This window comes from Paenibacillus sp. FSL R7-0340 (genome assembly GCF_038002205.1).
GTDB classification, from domain to species: Bacteria; Bacillota; Bacilli; order Paenibacillales; family Paenibacillaceae; genus Paenibacillus; species Paenibacillus polymyxa_B.
This window is the reverse complement of record NZ_JBBOBY010000001.1, coordinates 4,941,440-4,957,621: the sequence shown is the minus strand read 5'-3', so window position 1 is coordinate 4,957,621 and position 16,182 is coordinate 4,941,440. Positions and strand designations below refer to the sequence as shown.

Annotated in this window: 13 protein-coding genes; 12 read left to right on the top strand and 1 reads right to left on the bottom strand. The window is 43.6% G+C overall.

All coding sequences use genetic code 11. The features are described from left to right. Window position 1 precedes the first annotated feature (1 nt). The 11 genes from MKX59_RS22030 (at window position 2) to MKX59_RS21980 (ending at window position 7,888) form a co-directional block, all read left to right on the top strand. On the top strand, window positions 2-2,722 hold the full coding sequence (locus MKX59_RS22030; protein ID WP_076264409.1) for a hypothetical protein: 2,721 nt from the start codon (window positions 2-4) through the stop codon (window positions 2,720-2,722). 4 nt (window positions 2,723-2,726) lie between these two features. Further along, window positions 2,727-3,275 carry a hypothetical protein gene (locus MKX59_RS22025; protein WP_028543141.1) on the top strand — a complete coding sequence of 183 codons (549 nt, stop codon included), beginning with the start codon at window positions 2,727-2,729 and terminating at the stop codon, window positions 3,273-3,275. A gap of 60 nt (window positions 3,276-3,335) precedes the next feature. Then, window positions 3,336-3,602: a hypothetical protein gene (locus MKX59_RS22020; protein WP_028543140.1), complete on the top strand. Its 267-nt coding sequence runs from the start codon at window positions 3,336-3,338 to the stop codon at window positions 3,600-3,602. 41 nt (window positions 3,603-3,643) lie between these two features. Beyond that, window positions 3,644-3,775 (top strand): hypothetical protein, encoded by a 132-nt coding sequence (locus tag MKX59_RS22015; protein WP_256253340.1) that lies wholly within the window; start codon window positions 3,644-3,646, stop codon window positions 3,773-3,775. Between the two features lie 52 nt (window positions 3,776-3,827). Continuing rightward, window positions 3,828-4,595 carry a putative phage tail protein gene (locus MKX59_RS22010; protein WP_028543139.1) on the top strand — a complete coding sequence of 256 codons (768 nt, stop codon included), beginning with the start codon at window positions 3,828-3,830 and terminating at the stop codon, window positions 4,593-4,595. A 42-nt stretch (window positions 4,596-4,637) separates the two neighbouring features. Further along, window positions 4,638-5,027: a phage tail-collar fiber domain-containing protein gene (locus MKX59_RS22005; RefSeq protein ID WP_028543138.1), complete on the top strand. Its 390-nt coding sequence runs from the start codon at window positions 4,638-4,640 to the stop codon at window positions 5,025-5,027. A gap of 14 nt (window positions 5,028-5,041) precedes the next feature. Then, complete coding sequence (locus MKX59_RS22000; RefSeq protein ID WP_231517277.1) at window positions 5,042-5,719, top strand: phage tail protein; 678 nt, start codon at window positions 5,042-5,044, stop codon at window positions 5,717-5,719. Window positions 5,720-5,733: 14 nt separating this feature from the next. Continuing rightward, window positions 5,734-6,024 (top strand): hypothetical protein, encoded by a 291-nt coding sequence (locus MKX59_RS21995; RefSeq protein WP_028543137.1) that lies wholly within the window; start codon window positions 5,734-5,736, stop codon window positions 6,022-6,024. 58 nt (window positions 6,025-6,082) lie between these two features. Then, window positions 6,083-6,226 carry a CD1375 family protein gene (locus MKX59_RS21990; protein ID WP_155990489.1) on the top strand — a complete coding sequence of 48 codons (144 nt, stop codon included), beginning with the start codon at window positions 6,083-6,085 and terminating at the stop codon, window positions 6,224-6,226. Window positions 6,227-6,317: 91 nt separating this feature from the next. Continuing rightward, window positions 6,318-6,764, top strand: a complete 447-nt coding sequence (locus MKX59_RS21985; RefSeq protein WP_023987387.1) for a phage holin family protein — start codon at window positions 6,318-6,320, stop codon at window positions 6,762-6,764. A 158-nt stretch (window positions 6,765-6,922) separates the two neighbouring features. After that, complete coding sequence (locus MKX59_RS21980) at window positions 6,923-7,888, top strand: glycoside hydrolase family 25 protein (protein WP_053324828.1); 966 nt, start codon at window positions 6,923-6,925, stop codon at window positions 7,886-7,888. 116 nt (window positions 7,889-8,004) lie between these two features. On the opposite strand, the gene MKX59_RS21975 is transcribed toward MKX59_RS21980, so the two are convergent. Beyond that, window positions 8,005-12,498, bottom strand: coding sequence for an amino acid adenylation domain-containing protein (locus tag MKX59_RS21975; RefSeq protein WP_340858939.1), 4,494 nt, complete (start codon window positions 12,496-12,498; stop codon window positions 8,005-8,007). Window positions 12,499-13,075: 577 nt separating this feature from the next. Here MKX59_RS21975 and MKX59_RS21970 point away from each other — a divergent pair. Then, complete coding sequence (locus MKX59_RS21970; protein ID WP_340858938.1) at window positions 13,076-16,171, top strand: cyclic peptide export ABC transporter; 3,096 nt, start codon at window positions 13,076-13,078, stop codon at window positions 16,169-16,171. The last annotated feature ends 11 nt before the right edge of the window (window positions 16,172-16,182 follow it).

The window sequence follows — 16,182 nt, the reverse complement described above, 5'->3', positions numbered from 1 at the left end:
CATGGCAAGCGAAAAGACACCAAATCTTGGCTTAAATCAAATTGACCGCACATCGCCCAAAACCACGTATTTTGACCTGGAGAAGTATTTGGATCAAAATTGGCGCGCTGTAGACGATTTCGCAGGTGACGTGAATGATGGTGTAAATGAGATCAAGAAACGTCTGGATACGACAGAGCGTAAGGCGGTAACTTTGGAACCCGGAGTACAGATTGTTCATGCGGAAAAGGCATCGCCGTTTTCACTGACGGGGCTGAAAGGGCGTACGTTGGTGAATTTGTTGGGACGCACTGGAGGAATGGAAAGTCTGACAGGTTGGTCAGCTGTAAACAACACAGCAAAGCTGGAATTAAACGCAAGTAATAAACTTACAGGTAACAATGCTCTTGAGGTTACCGTTAGTACAACACCAGTTGGTATAGCTGGAGCTTATGGTTTGCCTCTTAAATTTGGAGAGGGGGCGCCGTATTATTTGATCCGTGGTTATGTTAAAAATGGGAATCTTTCAGGTACTGATGCTAGGGCATATATTCAATTGACTGACGAAATTGCATATGCGGTGGATATGAGTACTACGGATTCAAATGAATTTACTTTTTGTTATGCGGTATATGATGCTAGAAAAGCCGCTAAAGCACCTATTCCTTATGCTGTTTCTCGCGGATCTGTTGGGCAGTATGCTTACTTTGATGAAATGGCTGTTTACGAACTGAGTTCATCTGAGGCCACAGCAATTAAAAGTATGTCACCTGAACAGGTAGCTGCCGAATATCCATATGTGAACAGTGTAATGCCTGTGTGTAATCCTTATGCGATTCGGTATGGGGAGAATATGCTGCCTAGCATTTACGAAGCTGAAAACAGTGTGACCACAGGTTCAAAAAAAATTACCGCTCCATATGTCGCCACTCTCACTAAGAGTACAGCAGGATATAGCTCGTATGCCTGGAACCTCCCGGCTGCAGCTAGTAAAGCTTACACTTTATCCATGAAAGTGTCAGTATCTAATATCGGGGGAGTCATTGGTGCAGGTGGTTACTACAATATCCGTGCACTAGATGCGTACGGGAATTACGTTGGGGTACCCTTAGACACTGGCCCATACGCAGTAGCTAACGGTGAGCACACTTTATCACAGACGTTTACAACTCCTGTTGGGACATTTGGATTGTGTATTATAGTTGGAGCGGATACAGGTGTTTTTGGTACGTTTGTTTTTTCAGAAATGATGCTCAACATCGGAAGCATTGCCAAACCATTCAAATCACGTGAGGACTCCATGCTGGCATTACAAACGGACCTGTATGCCGATCCTGTTACGGGCGAAAATGCTGACACGGTATTTGAGAGAGAGGGTCAGTATTTCAAATCTAAGAAGTGGAATGCCATAGTGCTGGATGGCAACCGGGAGTACGCGTTTTACACATCGGTAATCGGTAATAAAACGGTAGGTTCACTAAACAATGGAATTACCCCAGCCATAGACGGTACGGGGATATTCGTCAAATTTAACAGCAAGGTTATTAAAGAGTCGAATTACGCAACTGCAATTGGTCAATCCGACAGTTACAATATAGGATCATCGAGCAGTAATGGCACGTACGATAATTTTCAAATAGGTGTCTCGCTTACAGACAGCGGATGGGGGGACAGTTATACACCGACATCGGACGAGATTAAGGCTTATTTCAATGGTTGGAAGATGTATCTTGCGGGACAAGGAGATGTAAGCAAGCCTTTTAATAACGAATCTGCAGGCAAGGCGTGGTGCCCAATAGATTCTATTTATGTGGCCAACGGTACGCCATCTGCAACGTTTTTCGTTACAACATTACCAACAACAGGGATAACTTCCTTGACATACACAAGATATGGAATTTGGACAACGCAACAACTCGTGTATCAGCTTAAGACACCTACTGTTGAACCCATCGTTAGTGAGGGACAGCTATCCTTTATTGAGGGAGGGAATCAGGTCGAAGTCGGTACGGGGATTATACTACGTGAACGATCAAAGGCAGTTTACACAAATGGAGCTTACTATATAAACGGTCGTACAGATGATCCGAGTATTTTAAAAAATAGAGTAAATAAAATCTTAGCCGTTTATAGAGATGGTAAAAAGGATTCGTCATGGATAATTGCCACAGTTTCAGATCAATACCAATCTACCTTCGGCAAAGAGCAAGTGTATACTTTGACCGCCAATTTCAATTTATCGTCGTCTTACAATACTACCTACCTAATGTTTGATCGTTCACCCGTTGTCAAATTTATCGGAACTTATACAGCCAATGAAAAAACGCTTTTACTTGACTTGGTAGATAGTGTTCAACAGAATAGTACACGTTTGTCGGTCGTTGAAAATGGGAGGGTAGAGAACGATATCACCTTAAAATGGATAGCTCCTACATTACTCAACGGGTGGGTTAACTATGATAATACTCGTAGGCCAGTAGGCTACTGTAAGGATTCTCAAGGCTGGGTACATGTACAGGGATTTATTCGCGGAGGTGCTACTGCTTTTGGAACACAGATTTTTACATTACCGGATGGTTATGAAGCGGAAAGGCCAATGGAGGTTGCGGCGCTTTCTGCTGAAGGTAGTGTCCCTTATCCCTCAACTATATATGTAGGCGAGAGCAGTATACAGTGTGATAATGCAGTACACAATTCTTATTTAATACTAGATTTTAAATACCGTGCAAAACAAGGGGAGTGACCAAATGAAAGCAGTTCCTAAAGTGAATATAAGCGGTCTCTATCTAGAGGACGAGCTTGTGGACGATGCCTTTGTGGGTGTCGTCCCTTTTTATGCTTCCTTAGAAACCAGAGATCAGACTATGAAGGAAAAAAAAATCGCTGGCTATACCGTTGGTATTCCAGTTCCACCGGGCTTATACCAGCCTCATTTTGACATTCAATCCTGGCTAACCCAAGAAACAGAATATGGTGAAAAACTGTTAGAAGCCCAGAGGGCGTATGAGCAACTCAGCAAGGAATCGCAAGCTTCATTTCAGAAGCTACATGATGAATGGCAAAACAAGCTGGAAAACGAACGTGGAGACGAACCTATATATTCTGCTCCGGCTTTTGCGACTCCAGAACGAAGAGATCCAACGACGTTCTGGAGTGAAGGATTAAGTGCCGAGGCGATTAAGGAACTGACACAAAAAGCAGAGCAACAGCCAAGTGAGACAGATCAATTGAAGCAGCGTATTGCAGATCTCGAAGTAGTGCTGAGTCAGTTCATGCTTGGTAACACAGGAAAATAACCAAGTACCGACTCCTGTTTAACTGCAAAAATCTTATTTAAAAGAGGTGAAGTCATAACTATGACTGCTTTAACAGAGACTCAATTGCGTATTTGTGCTTATGCTTGTGTTACCCGCTATGATCGGGGAGAAGGTAATATAGCAGCTATCATTGGAAGCTACGCTTTAGATGAAAAACAACGTAAACAAGTGAAGGAAATGATTTTATCCCATCGTTCTGATCTGGTATTGGACAACGTAGAGGAATCGTCATCTATGGAGGTTTCCAGTGCACAGCGAGAACCGGTTAAATGGTATAGCTCTATTTTTCGTAAAAAAACGGTATAGAGCAGAGGGCAAAAATGCCTGTACTCAAAGGAGGAGCGAGCATGTATGAAAGAATGGATCTGATTATAATGGGTTTCTCCAAGTTGAAAATGAACAGACAAAGCAATCCTTTTATAACGATTCAATTCGGTCAGGGGGTAGAGCTGGGGATGGTGAGTGTGGATGGATATTGACGAAAAAAAAGAATCTGTTATCCAAGATGTAACCGATGATTTTAGTAATCGAATGTTCAGTTCGCGGGGACCGGAGCTATTTTCCTATCTTCCTGCCTATTACGAAGCATCTCGTGTTATGCACGTCGATATGGATGCAAAGGGTAGCGAACTAGATGCTCTATATCTCGCGTTGGATGATACGTTAGCTCAGTTTTTTGTTCGTACTGCCACTTGGGGGCTCGAACGCTGGGAAATGGAGTTGGGTATCCAAACCCATTTGGAAAAACCGCTGGAACAGCGGCGATCTGTTGTGGAGTCAAAACTTCGTGGAAGCGGCAAATTTTCAGGGGATTTAATACGGAAAATCATGAACTCTTTTGATGTGGAAGGGGAAGTAGACTTTCATCCGACGGAATATAAGTTCAGTATAAGCTTTAAAAATCGCATCCCTGAAAATATGATTGATTTCAAAAAGATCATTGAGGATATTAAGCCTGCTCATCTTGCTTTTTATATGAATAACAAAACCAGGCTTACATTTCTTCATGAAAATGAAATAGTTTCTCGTATTCGATTACGTTCGAGAGTTCGCTTTTTGGGTGGAAGGCCATGGTATTTAGATGGTGTCGAGTTACTGAACGGAATAGCTTCTTTGTCCGGGTGGACAGAGGAACCTATGCGCTATTTGAACCGTTCAAAAATGGTCATCAAGCATCGAGTGGATCATCATCAGGAAGGCAGAATGAAAATTCGAGACCATTATTGGAAGTTAGATGGAAGTATGAAGCTGGACGGTAGTCAGATGTTAAGCTCAACCGAGAAAGTCATTTCAATCTAAACAAATATAACTTTTATTTTTAAGATAGAAAGGATGGTAAGTATGGCAGAACAAGTTTTGACAGTCACGACTGCATATGCAAGGGAACAAATGGCTCGTGCCCGCGCTGAGGGAGGAACGCTAAGTAAAGTAGTAAAAATGGCATTTGGTAGCGGAGGTGTGGATCAAGCAGGGAAACCACTGCCTTTGGATGGAACAGAACAGGTGTTGAAAAAGGAACTGGTTCAAAAGGATATTACGAGCTTTGAATTTATTGCTCCTGCAACAATTCGATATACCTGCTCACTGGCAGAAAATGAATTGGCGGGAGAAACGATTAATGAGCTGGCTTTAGTAGATTCAGCAGGTAAGCTGACGGCTGTTCGTACGATGAGTAACAAGGTCAAGGATAGTGATATGGAGTTTGTTTTCGAAATTGATGACATCTATTAAGGAGGATACAAAATATGAGCATACAACAACCACGCAGATTTGTTACTACCGACCAAGGACATGCGGACGTCCTGAATGGACCGATTGATACCCTTTATGCTAACGATCTGGAATTGGCCGCACAGGTTGAAAATATCAAAAAGGACCCGGCTGGAAACGGTGTTGCTTCTAAGGAAGCGTTAGACAACCATGCCAGCAATACAGAGATCCATGTTACGGCAGCCAAGCAAGCGGTATGGAGTGCAACAGAGGGGAATGCCAAGAAGTATACAGATCAGTACGCTGCTCCCAAGCAGCATAGTCACCCAGCATCAGATTTGCCTTCTGCATCCACACAGGCTAGGGGGATTGTGCAACTTAATACATCTACCGGAAGTACAGCTACAGATCAGGCAGCTACTCCCAGTGCGGTAAAGGCAATAGGTGATGAATTAAGACAACTTATTAATAGTGTAAAGGAGACTGGTTCTGTGAAAAGCATACAAAGATTTAGTATTTCCAGTAATGTGCCTGACGGTATTGTAAATATTGCACCTGTCAATGTCGGAAAAGCAATGTTGAACTTAACAACTTACGGAGATGATGATAGCCATATGGCCAGCATTATAAGCCCAACGCAAGTCAAATTCACTCATGAAAGAGGCGGAGATTATTATATTTTTGCAAGTTTTGAAGTCATAGAATTTAATTAAGGTGGGGATGTTATATGAAATATTTTGCTCAGTATAATAATGATTGCGTAATATTCGCAGTATCGCAGAGTATTGAAGCGCCAGCAGGTGATAAAGTAATTGAAGTTAATGGATACGAAGTATTAGGGAGTAAATTCCATCCGGATACAGGTGATTTCGAAAGAATTCCAGCACCGAATCCTAGGCCGTCTGTGGAGGAAAAGCTCCAAGAAGAAATTGAGATATTAAAACAAGCTGATCTGGATAACAAAGAGACAATTGCAGGGCTGATTCAGTTCGTTATGTCACAACAGACCGATGTTTAAGTAGAATTCTAAGAATAGTACTATTTGCTTTAGCATAATAACCAAAGGTGGTAATACGGTGGACAATAAAATCAAAAAAGCATTCGCTGCAACTTTCGTACAACTTATTTTATCTGGTCGTCGTTCGATTGAAGATGTGCCAGTAGTGCTGCAAGACATGGTTAAGACAAATTTGGATTTAGCCAAAACTGAACAAGTATAACAAACACGCCCGCGCAGAGCGTGTTTTTAAATGCCCTTGAATCAGTCCAAGGGCATTCATTTTACACCTTGGTTCAAAAGGGGGAACAAATATGCATGAAAAGATCGATCAGATTTGGCTGGGGCTATCCACGGGGACCTTGATCGGTTATTTTTTTGGGGGGTGGACCACAATGTTGACGTTGCTGTGGTGGATGGTCGTGATCGACTTTTTCACCGGATGGGCAGCGGCCTGGATTAATGGGGAGCTAAAAAGCCGCCAGGGGTATTACGGTATTTTTCGCAAGGTTACCGTGTTTTTGCTCATTACGGTAGCTCATCTAATCGACGGTATTCTCGGGGATGCACATTACTTCCGGGATGCCGTCGTTTTCTTTTATTTAGCGAACGAGTTGTTGTCCATTATTGAAAATGTGGGCAGAATGGGAGTGCCGATGCCGGATATTTTGCGGAATGCGGTAGCTATTTTTGAGTCTAAGTCGAGTGGAGAAAAAATAAAGCCAACCGACCCTTCCGACAAAGAAAATAAAGCTTCATAAAGTGCCACCAGTAGCCACTACCAAAATAGGCAGACTACCTTTTTGCCCTTTTTTCGGTATAAAAGTGGAAAAGCCCAGACCGTATGGATGGTCCAAGCATATGGATAACAGAGACAGAGTGAGCTACAACATTATGAATGATAAGGAGGGAACGCCTTATGCAGAATCGCAGCCCTAACGCTGCCGAAGGCATTGACGTGTCCCGATATCAGGGAACGATTGATTGGAAACGTGTACGAGCCGATGGTAAATCGTTTGCCTTTATTAAAGCGAGTCAAGGACAGCGTTACGTCGATCCGACATTTATCACGAATGCAAAAGGGATCAAGGCAGCCGGGATTCTCCTGGGAGCTTACCATTTTGTAGATGCAACTAGTGTAAACGCAGCAAAAGCGGAAGCCAGGCATTTCGCCGAGGTGCTGGATCAGATGGGGGGTGCGAAAGCGCTGGACTTACCAGCGGTGATGGATTACGAAAATAATCCGGGAGGGCTTAGCTCGGCCGCGATTCATGAGGTTGCGTTGGCATTTTTAACAGAATTTGAACGGGTAAGCGGCCGTAAGCCGATGGTATATACAGGGAATGCTTTTGCTGCCCATTTCAAAGCCCCATTGGGTAGTTATAAGCTGTGGATTGCGCGTTATAGTACACGGGTGCCCGGCGACACCACGGCATGGAAGCGCTGGGACTTTTGGCAATACAGCGATAGTGGACGGGTTGATGGAATTCAAGGGCCGGTTGACCTGAATGTATACGCCGGAACAGAGGCCGAGCTACGCCAAGCATTTGCAGGAGAAGAGGGGGATGAGCCAATGACAGCAGAGGAAAAAGCGGCATTTAAGGCCCTGCAGCAGCAGGTCGCTGCCCTTGAAAACAGCAAAGATGTGCTCAAGCAGACGTTGAATGAACAGAGCGCTTATATTAAAAAAGTGGATCAGCGGGTAGCTGAACTGGAGGCGCGTCAGGCTATGCCTGTACCGGCCTGGGCGAAGGAAGCGATGGCTGCCGCTGTTGCAGTTAATCCGACAAGCTCGATTGTGGATGCGAAACTGCCAAGCAGTTACGATTTTTATCGCTTACTGGTCGTACTGAACCGTCTGGGTGTGTTTAAAACAACCAAATGATCTTCGAAAGAACTCATGTACTGCCAACCCCACTTTTATATAGATAAGTACAGTAGTTACGCCCGAAGCCTAAATAGACAGGCGGTTATATGCAGCCGCCTGCCCTTATTGGAACTTTATTCGAAAAGCAATTCAATATCCTCTTGGCTAATCCGAGCAGATTCAAAGTCCGAAGGAGTGAAGTGAACATTTTGCTGACTAATCGTAAAATCAATCACACGGTTTAGAGTTTGGATATACATATGCATAAATTCAGTTATACTTTCTTTTTCAAACAATTCCGTGCTGTACATCATATGGACCACCAACTGGTCGTTAACAATCAGGCTGTTGATTTCGATGCCAGCCGTTAGATGATTGGCGTAGTCCACATCTTGAAGGCCTGGAGTATGCTTATATACATAGTCTGAACTCTGACTTTCGTGATCGAACTGTCCCAGATAATTGAAGCGTAGGGGACGAATCTTTTTACTTTTTTCAATAGCTCCTTGCATGTATTTTAAAATGCCATAACCGATACCCTGTTGGGGAATGCGTCGGCGCAGTTCCTTGACATATGCAATGACACTGCCTATTTCTGTACCTGGCACTTGAATACGTAAGGGATGTAACGCCGTAAACCAGCCAACCGTTCTAGATACGTCTACGTGATCCAGGCTCCTTCCGTGATGCTCAACCTCATAAGTGAAATCTTCTAATCCAATCCATTCCTTTACACTTAAAGACAAGGCAGCTAGCAGTAAATCCACAGGCTCAGTATGATAGACCTGATTCGCCTTGGTGAGCAGTTTGTGCGTATGGGCAGGGGAAAGTTCTCCTTCGACGACTGCACATGAAGCATAGTTTACGTCAGTGGATGGCTGGCTTGTGATGAATGCTGGAAAATGGTCGTTGCCGCCCTCCATTTCATTCCAAAAATCAAGCTCCTCCCGTAGATCCGCAGTAGTGGAATAATGATGAAGCTCCTTGGCAAAGGTTTGAACAGAGGCTGTTTTTCTTGAAAAATGTACCTCCTTCCCTTCTTCTAAGGCATGATAAGCCTCCAATACATCCTCCAATATAATTCTCCAGGAAACTCCATCTACAACCAGATGATGCGCAGTGATGAACAATTCCCAGGTTCCTTGTCCGTGATCGAATATAGCTGCTCGAATAGGAAGACGGTGGGACAGATCGAAACCGGATTGCAAGCTATGCACCAGCTTATTGAATTCATGCTGCCAAGCCTCTGCTGAAATAGGCGTCATGTCATAACAATCCAGCTTGAACGGGATTGCAGTGAGTTCCGGGTTATAAAATAACTTGCCATCCGGGTGTATGCTCATCCTTAAAGCATCGTGATGTTCAATTACCTTGTGAAATGCCTTTTCTAGAGCAGAACGATCCATTTCATTTTTCAGCAGAAGCAAGACCGATTGATTATAGTGATGAGGATTATGAAATGACTGCTCCATAAACCACATGGAGATCGGTGTAGGCTGAATTTCACCGCTGACGGGAGCTGAAGAATCGTACAGTCGGCTCTTTTGGCGTGTGTAATGAGCAAGCTCTGCTATACTGGGATGCGCTAAAACATCCTGTACACCCACTTCCAAATCATAGTTATTTAATTTGGATGTCATCTGGATCGCTTTAATAGAGTCTCCGCCCAGTGCGAAGAAATTATCGTGGATACCTATGGTAGACGTATGGAACAGCTCTTCCCAAACCTGCACGAGAATGCTTTCCACCGTATTATGGGCTTCCTCATATATGTCAGTTAATCCAGAGGACACGTCTGGCACAGGAAGCTTTTGCTTGTCCACCTTGCCATTGGATGTAAGCGGAATGATTTCCAGCTGGAGTATGTGGCTTGGTACCATATAATGGGGAAGACAAGCATGTAAATAATCTTTGAGAAGCTTGGGAGAGATAACACGATCAGATACATAATAGGCACACAAAACGGGATATCTATTCGCATCGCCTGTTTCCACAACGTTTACGACAGCATGCTGGATGTCAGGATAGGAGGATAAAGCTCCTTCAATCTCACCCAGCTCGATACGAAAGCCTCTGATTTTGACTTGGTTATCATTTCGGCCAAGGTATTCGATCAGGCCATTTTCCAGCCGTATCCCCATGTCACCGGTTTTATACATTCGTTCGCCAGGAACAAAAGGATTATCGAGAAACCTTTCTTTTGTGAGTTCCGGTCTGTTCAGATATCCTCTTGCCACTCCATGACCGGAAATGTAGATTTCTCCTTTTATCTGCATAGGAACAGGCTTTAAATGCGCATCCAGCAAATATACAGCCACGTTATCGGAAGGCACGCCGATGGGTACGGATCTTCTGCTATCCCGGTCTGCATCATACATATGGATCATGCAGCCTACAACGGTTTCCGTAGGTCCGTACTCATTGAACAGGGCAATACTTCCGCCAAACTTGTCATGAATGTTGTGAGCAAGACTGACTTTGAGATCTTCTCCTCCTACAATGTATTTGCGGACGCTCGATGTACGAATGTCCGACTCTTGTAGAAGGGACAAGTGTGCGGGAGTTAGCTTTACAATGGTTGTACGTTGGTCTTTCATAATGCGGAACAATACAAATTCGCCGGGATCATCATCTCTGTAGAGGTTCATGGCATGTCCGCTGATTAATGGGGTGAATATGGAAGTGACAGTCAGATCAAAGGCTATTGACGAATAACAAGCAAAGACCTCGTGAGCTGCGGACAAGTAGGTTTTATTCGCCCACCATATGTAATTCACAAGTCCCTTGTGCGGAACTGCCACTCCTTTAGGTTTGCCTGTGGAACCGGAGGTGTAAATTACATAAGCGAGCTGGTTCGGTCCGCTTTGTGGCTTCAAATTCGAGCAATCTCCATGGTACAGGGATGCATCGTCTATACGATAAACTCCTCTGGAAAATGAAATATCATCATTCAAAGGTGCATCGGTAAGAAGCAAAGCAGCCCCGGAATCCTCCAGCATATAGCTAACACGGTCAGCTGGATAGTGAGGATCTATAGGCAGATAGGCCCCACCTGATTTCAACACAGCTAAGATCGAAATGATAAGCTCAAATGAATGCCCAGCCATGATCCCCACGATACTCTCTTGCCCAATACCACGGCTTTTTAAAAACCTCGCCAGTTGGTTAGCTTGTTCATTTAACTCACGATAGGTTAACGTGTGCTCTTCAAAGTAACAGGCAATATTAGTAGCTTTTTCAACGACTTGCTGCTCAAATAACTGAGTAATGGTTAGGGACGAGGGATAGGAAGAACGTGTTTGATTCAGCCCATAGATCAGCTCATTTTGTTCCTGCGGAGATAGCATTTCAATTTCCGCAATCGGGGTCTGTGGCTGCTCGATCATCTCGCGAACGATATGAATGATATACTCAAACATTTTTGCGATCTGCGTCTCACTGTAAGAATTCACTTTATAGTCAAAGTCCAGCGTAATTCTTCCGCTCCCCTCCCAGTCACGAATAACCAGTTGCAGCGCATAAGGTTGATAACCACTGAAAACCTCCTGAACTTCATAGGGGCACCCATCAAATTGGGGACTAAATTTCATGTTGTAATAATTAACACACATATCAAACAGACTGTTATATCCTTTTTGAGCAAGCTCCAGGTCACTAGCTAGAAGATCATATGGATATTTTTGATGAAAATAAAAATTCATCAGCTCTGCCCCCACATGCTTCATCAAAGAGCAGGCATCTAAAGCTTCATCCAGTTGGATGCGAAACGGCATGGTGCTGGTGAACATGCCAAACGTATTTTTTTGTTTTTTGCCCGATCTGTTCAGGACTGGAGTCCCGATCACCACATCGGTTTCTTGAGTCGTCCGGTAGATGTAAAGCAGAAGGGCGGATACGAATAATACGTTTACAGAAAGTTTGGAGCTTTGGATAAAGGTCTGAATGATGCGTGAAGTTTCACTATCGATGGCAAAGGATGTTCGAACGGCCGAAATATCTTTGCTTTTGTTGATAGGTATCATGTCGGGTAAGGTTTGAAATTTTTCATGCCAGAATATTTTATTTTTTATAAAACGCTCAGATGTTAAATAGGCTTGTTCTTGATCAATGATAGGTATGTAGGAATATTCTTCATCAGCAGGCAGGGGGCTGTGGTTAACCAGTAGAGTATAATACTGCGAAATTCGTTCAGACACGATATGTAAGGCCCAACCGTCTGCAATAATATGATGAAATTGACCCAAATAACCAACATCACCAGGCCCCAGTTTAAAAATAACAAAAGAATACAGTTTGGCATTCAACAGAGGCATAACCTGTCCGCTCACAGCCTTCAGCCATTGTTCAAAATGAAGTAACGGATCAGGCTCATGACTAAAATCAATACATGCGATCTGCTCCTTTTCATAGGGCTTCACGTACTGTACGGGTTCTCCATTTTGCTCTTCGATCTGGATGCGGAGGCCTTCCGTTTTGGAAATGAAGAGTTGAATCGCTTTCTCCAGCGCGTCAAACTCTAGTTCCTTTTGAATGCGTACAAGTCCGGTCAGATTGTGCATGGCTGTCGTACCATATATTTTCTCGTTATACCAAACTCTTTTTTGAGAATGTGTTAGTGCATAGAACATCCATTAGCCTCCTTATACATGCAGATATTGAAAAACATAGAGTCTACATAAAAATGATCCTAGCCCACCCAATAAAAACAATCAAGCAGAAAAAATGTATTTTTAAACAAAAAATAAAACGGATTTTCGACAATTTTATTCCAATTTAAAAAGGCGAGTTCCCTTTAAAAGGTTTCCATAGGTTTACAATGGAATTTTTAAAAAAGTGTGAATTAGCTCACTACATCCGATATGGATGAAATGTTAAGGTGTTAATACAATTTCGATAATATTGATAAATATTAATTTATTAAGTATTTCTGGTAATTGACTCTCCGATTTCGCAATCAATATCCCGGCATTCTTCCTTAATTTTCCTTTAAGTAAATCCATTCCTATTTAACATATATTTACTCTTAAACTATTTAATTATCCATAAATTAAATATAAAAATTTTGTATATTTATTCATGATGTTGAATACTGTTTATCCTAGTTTTTTTATGTAATTACTAGATAAATAGTCTTACATATATTGGTCAAGCAAGCTTTGATTACATATTACAAAGAAAGCTGGAGCGATTATGGAATGTAAAAAGATGATCATGAGAAAAATGGCAGCGGTTATCCTGATTTTCGCTTTAGTGGCTACATGTATTCCGCCCAGTCGTGCGGAGGCCGCAGCAGGATTGGATGAAAACACCACTCAGCGTTTGGAAGCATTTATTCATGAGAAGATGCAGGAAGGTCATATCCCTGGAATGACAGTTATTGTGGTTCGTGGAAAGGAAACGGCCTATCTCAAAAGTTTTGGGTACGCCAATGTGGATAAGCAGGTTCCTGTAACACCCGAGACAAGCTTTGAAATTGCCTCTTGCTCCAAAGGATTTACAGCACTTGCCGTGCTGCAACTACAGCAGCAGGGGTTGTTGAAGCTGGATGATCCCGTTTCAAAGTTTTTTCCATGGTTTCAAGCCAAGTATAAGCACCAAAATGTCGAGATTACACTGCGGCAGCTGTTACATCACTCCAGTGGCATTCCATGGTACACAATTACCGACATCCCGATCTCCAACCGGCCCGATTCACTGGAACAGGTTGTACGAAATGTGAATGGCCTGGAATTACATAATCGTCCTGGCGAACGCTTTGAATATGCCACCATTAACTACGCAATCGTGGGGGCTGTCATTCAAAAGGTCACAGGGCAACCTTACGAAGATTATATGAAGACCCATATTTTTCAGCCTTTAGGTCTGAATAAAACTACTCTTTATCCCACAGAAGCCGCACCCACGATGGCAACAGGCTACAAGAACGGCTTTTTTCAAGCACGTGAATATCAATCCCCTGTCTTTAGAGGAAACCGTCCCGCTGGTTATATCATGATGAACGGAAATGACCTCGCCACTTGGCTCAAATATCAGTTGGGCAGCCTGAAATCTCCCATGACTCCATTAATTATGGAAACTCATGCGCCTGACCGCACCGTTACCCCCAGCAAGTTTGATATGTCGTCTTATGCTATGGGCTGGGCTGACTACCAAAGCGGAAACGGAGAGGTGTCCAAGGCTGGATTAAATCCGAATTTTTCTGCTTATATGGTTTTTCGCCCTCAGGATCAGCTGGCTGTAGGGATTATGGCAAACAACGGTACCACGTTAACGTATATCACCGGGCATGGTCTTATGGACATTTTACGAGATCGTCAGCCTGTGTCTCCGTATGAGCCAGATCAGAAAACAGACAATGCGTGGTCCGTTATTACGATCATGCTGGCATGTTATGTGCTGGCGGTAGGGGTCCTGTTGATGACGGTGGTACGAGATATCATCCGCAAACAACGTGTTTTGAAGCCTTTGAATCCAAAAAAGCTGCTCACATGGCTGCTATTTTTACTTTGCAGTACACCGTTTTTGTATGGAGTTTATTTGGTTCCTACTGCCATGCAGGGCGTTTCATGGACAACCGCGATTGTCTGGTCTCCGTTTAGCTTTCCGTTTGCGATTGGAGCCTTGGGGCTGGGATTGCTTTTGAGCTTTGGCTACCTGGTGTTGGGTACGATTTTTCCGAACACAGACGAAAATAAACGCTCGCTTCCTTTACTGGTAATGATGAGCTTGCTAAGCGGGGCGGCGAATGCCTTTGTCATTTTTATCGTCAATTTCTCAATTGGCAGCGAAATACCGCTCAAATATCTGCTGTATTATTTCGGATTAGCGCTGGCGGTTTATATTTTCGGTCGCAAGCTGATTGAAACCAAATTAGTGAAGATTACCTACAACATGATTTATCGAAAACGAATGGAACTGATTCAACGTGTGCTACACAGCTCTTATGACAAATTAGAACGCATGGACAATGGCAAAATTTTAGCCACTTTAAATAATGATACAGAGATGGTGGGCTTCTCGGCCAATGTGGCGGTGGGGTTCGCGACCAGTCTACTGACAGTCATCTGCTGCTTTGTTTATCTCGGTACGATTTCATTTTGGGGCACGATACTCTCCCTGGCTGTCATTGCGGTGATTGCCGCATTTTATAGCATCGTCAGCGGTACGGCTAACCGCTATTGGGAAGAGGCGAGGGATACCCAAAACGTGTATTTGGGGTTCATCGACCATATGCTCAAAGGTTTTAAAGAGCTTAGTATGCATGGACGCAAAAAGACGGAGTTTAGCAGCGATATTCAGGATAGCTGTGAACAGTATCGTCAAAAACGCTCTGTGTCCCGCATTAAATTTACCAATGCACTGGTGCTGGGCGAGACGCTGCTGATTTTAATTTTAGGTGTAGTTACCTTTGTGTTCCCGACGATTTTCCCGAACATTAAGGATTACACATTAATTCAATTTGTTGTCGTGTTCCTCTACTTGATCGGACCCATCAACGGATTGTTGCAGGCTGTGCCGGAGCTGTTCCAGATTCGGACCTCCTGGCGAAGAATTAAAGCCTTTATTGCGGAAATGCCGACTGATGACAGCGGAGAAGTGTATGATACTGCGAGTTTGGTGGATGAAGAAGTGGCTGTGGAACGAATTGGTTTTCATAATCTTAGCTTCGAGTACAGCAACGTGACTGGAGAGTCCAGCTTTCTGGTCGGACCTATTACACTGGAAGCGGCTAAAGGACAGACCATTTTCATCACAGGCGGCAACGGCAGTGGTAAAACGACGCTTGCTAAATTAATGACTGCCCTCTATCCTCCACAAACGGGATACATCACGATCAATGGAGAAGTCATTGATGCCCGCACGTCGGGCGAGTATTTTTCCACCGTCTTCTCTGATTTTCATCTGTTTGAGCGCTTGTACGACATTGATTATAAGGAAAAGCAGTCCGACATTGAGCGTTATCTGAAAAGACTGGGACTGGAGGAAAAAGTAACGGTCAAGGATGGATATTTCAGTACGCTCAAGCTATCAGGTGGACAACGAAAGCGGCTTGCGCTTTTGATCTGTTATCTGGAAGATCGACCCGTATATTTGTTTGACGAATGGGCTGCCGATCAAGATCCGGAATTCCGCAAGTTCTTTTACCATACACTTCTGCCTGAAATGAAGGCGGCGGGTAAAATTATTTTCGCCATTACGCATGATGACCATTATTTCCATACCGCAGACCGACTGCTGAAGATGGAAATGGGGCAGATGAAGGAGCTGGAGGTGCTGAGTGCTGAAGTCAGTGGCTCATAACCAATCCATTA

Excerpts from the sequence above, each read along its gene's own strand:
- MKX59_RS22020 (WP_028543140.1), top strand. The coding sequence starts at position 3,336 with ATGACTGCTTTAACAGAGACTCAATTGCGTATTTGTGCTTATGCTTGT.
- MKX59_RS21985 (WP_023987387.1), top strand. The coding sequence starts at position 6,318 with ATGCATGAAAAGATCGATCAGATTTGGCTGGGGCTATCCACGGGGACC.
- MKX59_RS22025 (WP_028543141.1), top strand. The coding sequence starts at position 2,727 with ATGAAAGCAGTTCCTAAAGTGAATATAAGCGGTCTCTATCTAGAGGAC.
- MKX59_RS22030 (WP_076264409.1), top strand. The coding sequence starts at position 2 with ATGGCAAGCGAAAAGACACCAAATCTTGGCTTAAATCAAATTGACCGC.
- MKX59_RS22010 (WP_028543139.1), top strand. The coding sequence starts at position 3,828 with ATGTTCAGTTCGCGGGGACCGGAGCTATTTTCCTATCTTCCTGCCTAT.
- MKX59_RS21970 (WP_340858938.1), top strand. The coding sequence starts at position 13,076 with ATGATCATGAGAAAAATGGCAGCGGTTATCCTGATTTTCGCTTTAGTG.
- MKX59_RS22015 (WP_256253340.1), top strand. The coding sequence starts at position 3,644 with ATGTATGAAAGAATGGATCTGATTATAATGGGTTTCTCCAAGTTGAAA.
- MKX59_RS21995 (WP_028543137.1), top strand. The coding sequence starts at position 5,734 with ATGAAATATTTTGCTCAGTATAATAATGATTGCGTAATATTCGCAGTA.
- MKX59_RS22000 (WP_231517277.1), top strand. The coding sequence starts at position 5,042 with ATGAGCATACAACAACCACGCAGATTTGTTACTACCGACCAAGGACAT.
- MKX59_RS22005 (WP_028543138.1), top strand. The coding sequence starts at position 4,638 with ATGGCAGAACAAGTTTTGACAGTCACGACTGCATATGCAAGGGAACAA.
- MKX59_RS21975 (WP_340858939.1), bottom strand. The coding sequence starts at position 12,498 with ATGTTCTATGCACTAACACATTCTCAAAAAAGAGTTTGGTATAACGAG.
- MKX59_RS21980 (WP_053324828.1), top strand. The coding sequence starts at position 6,923 with ATGCAGAATCGCAGCCCTAACGCTGCCGAAGGCATTGACGTGTCCCGA.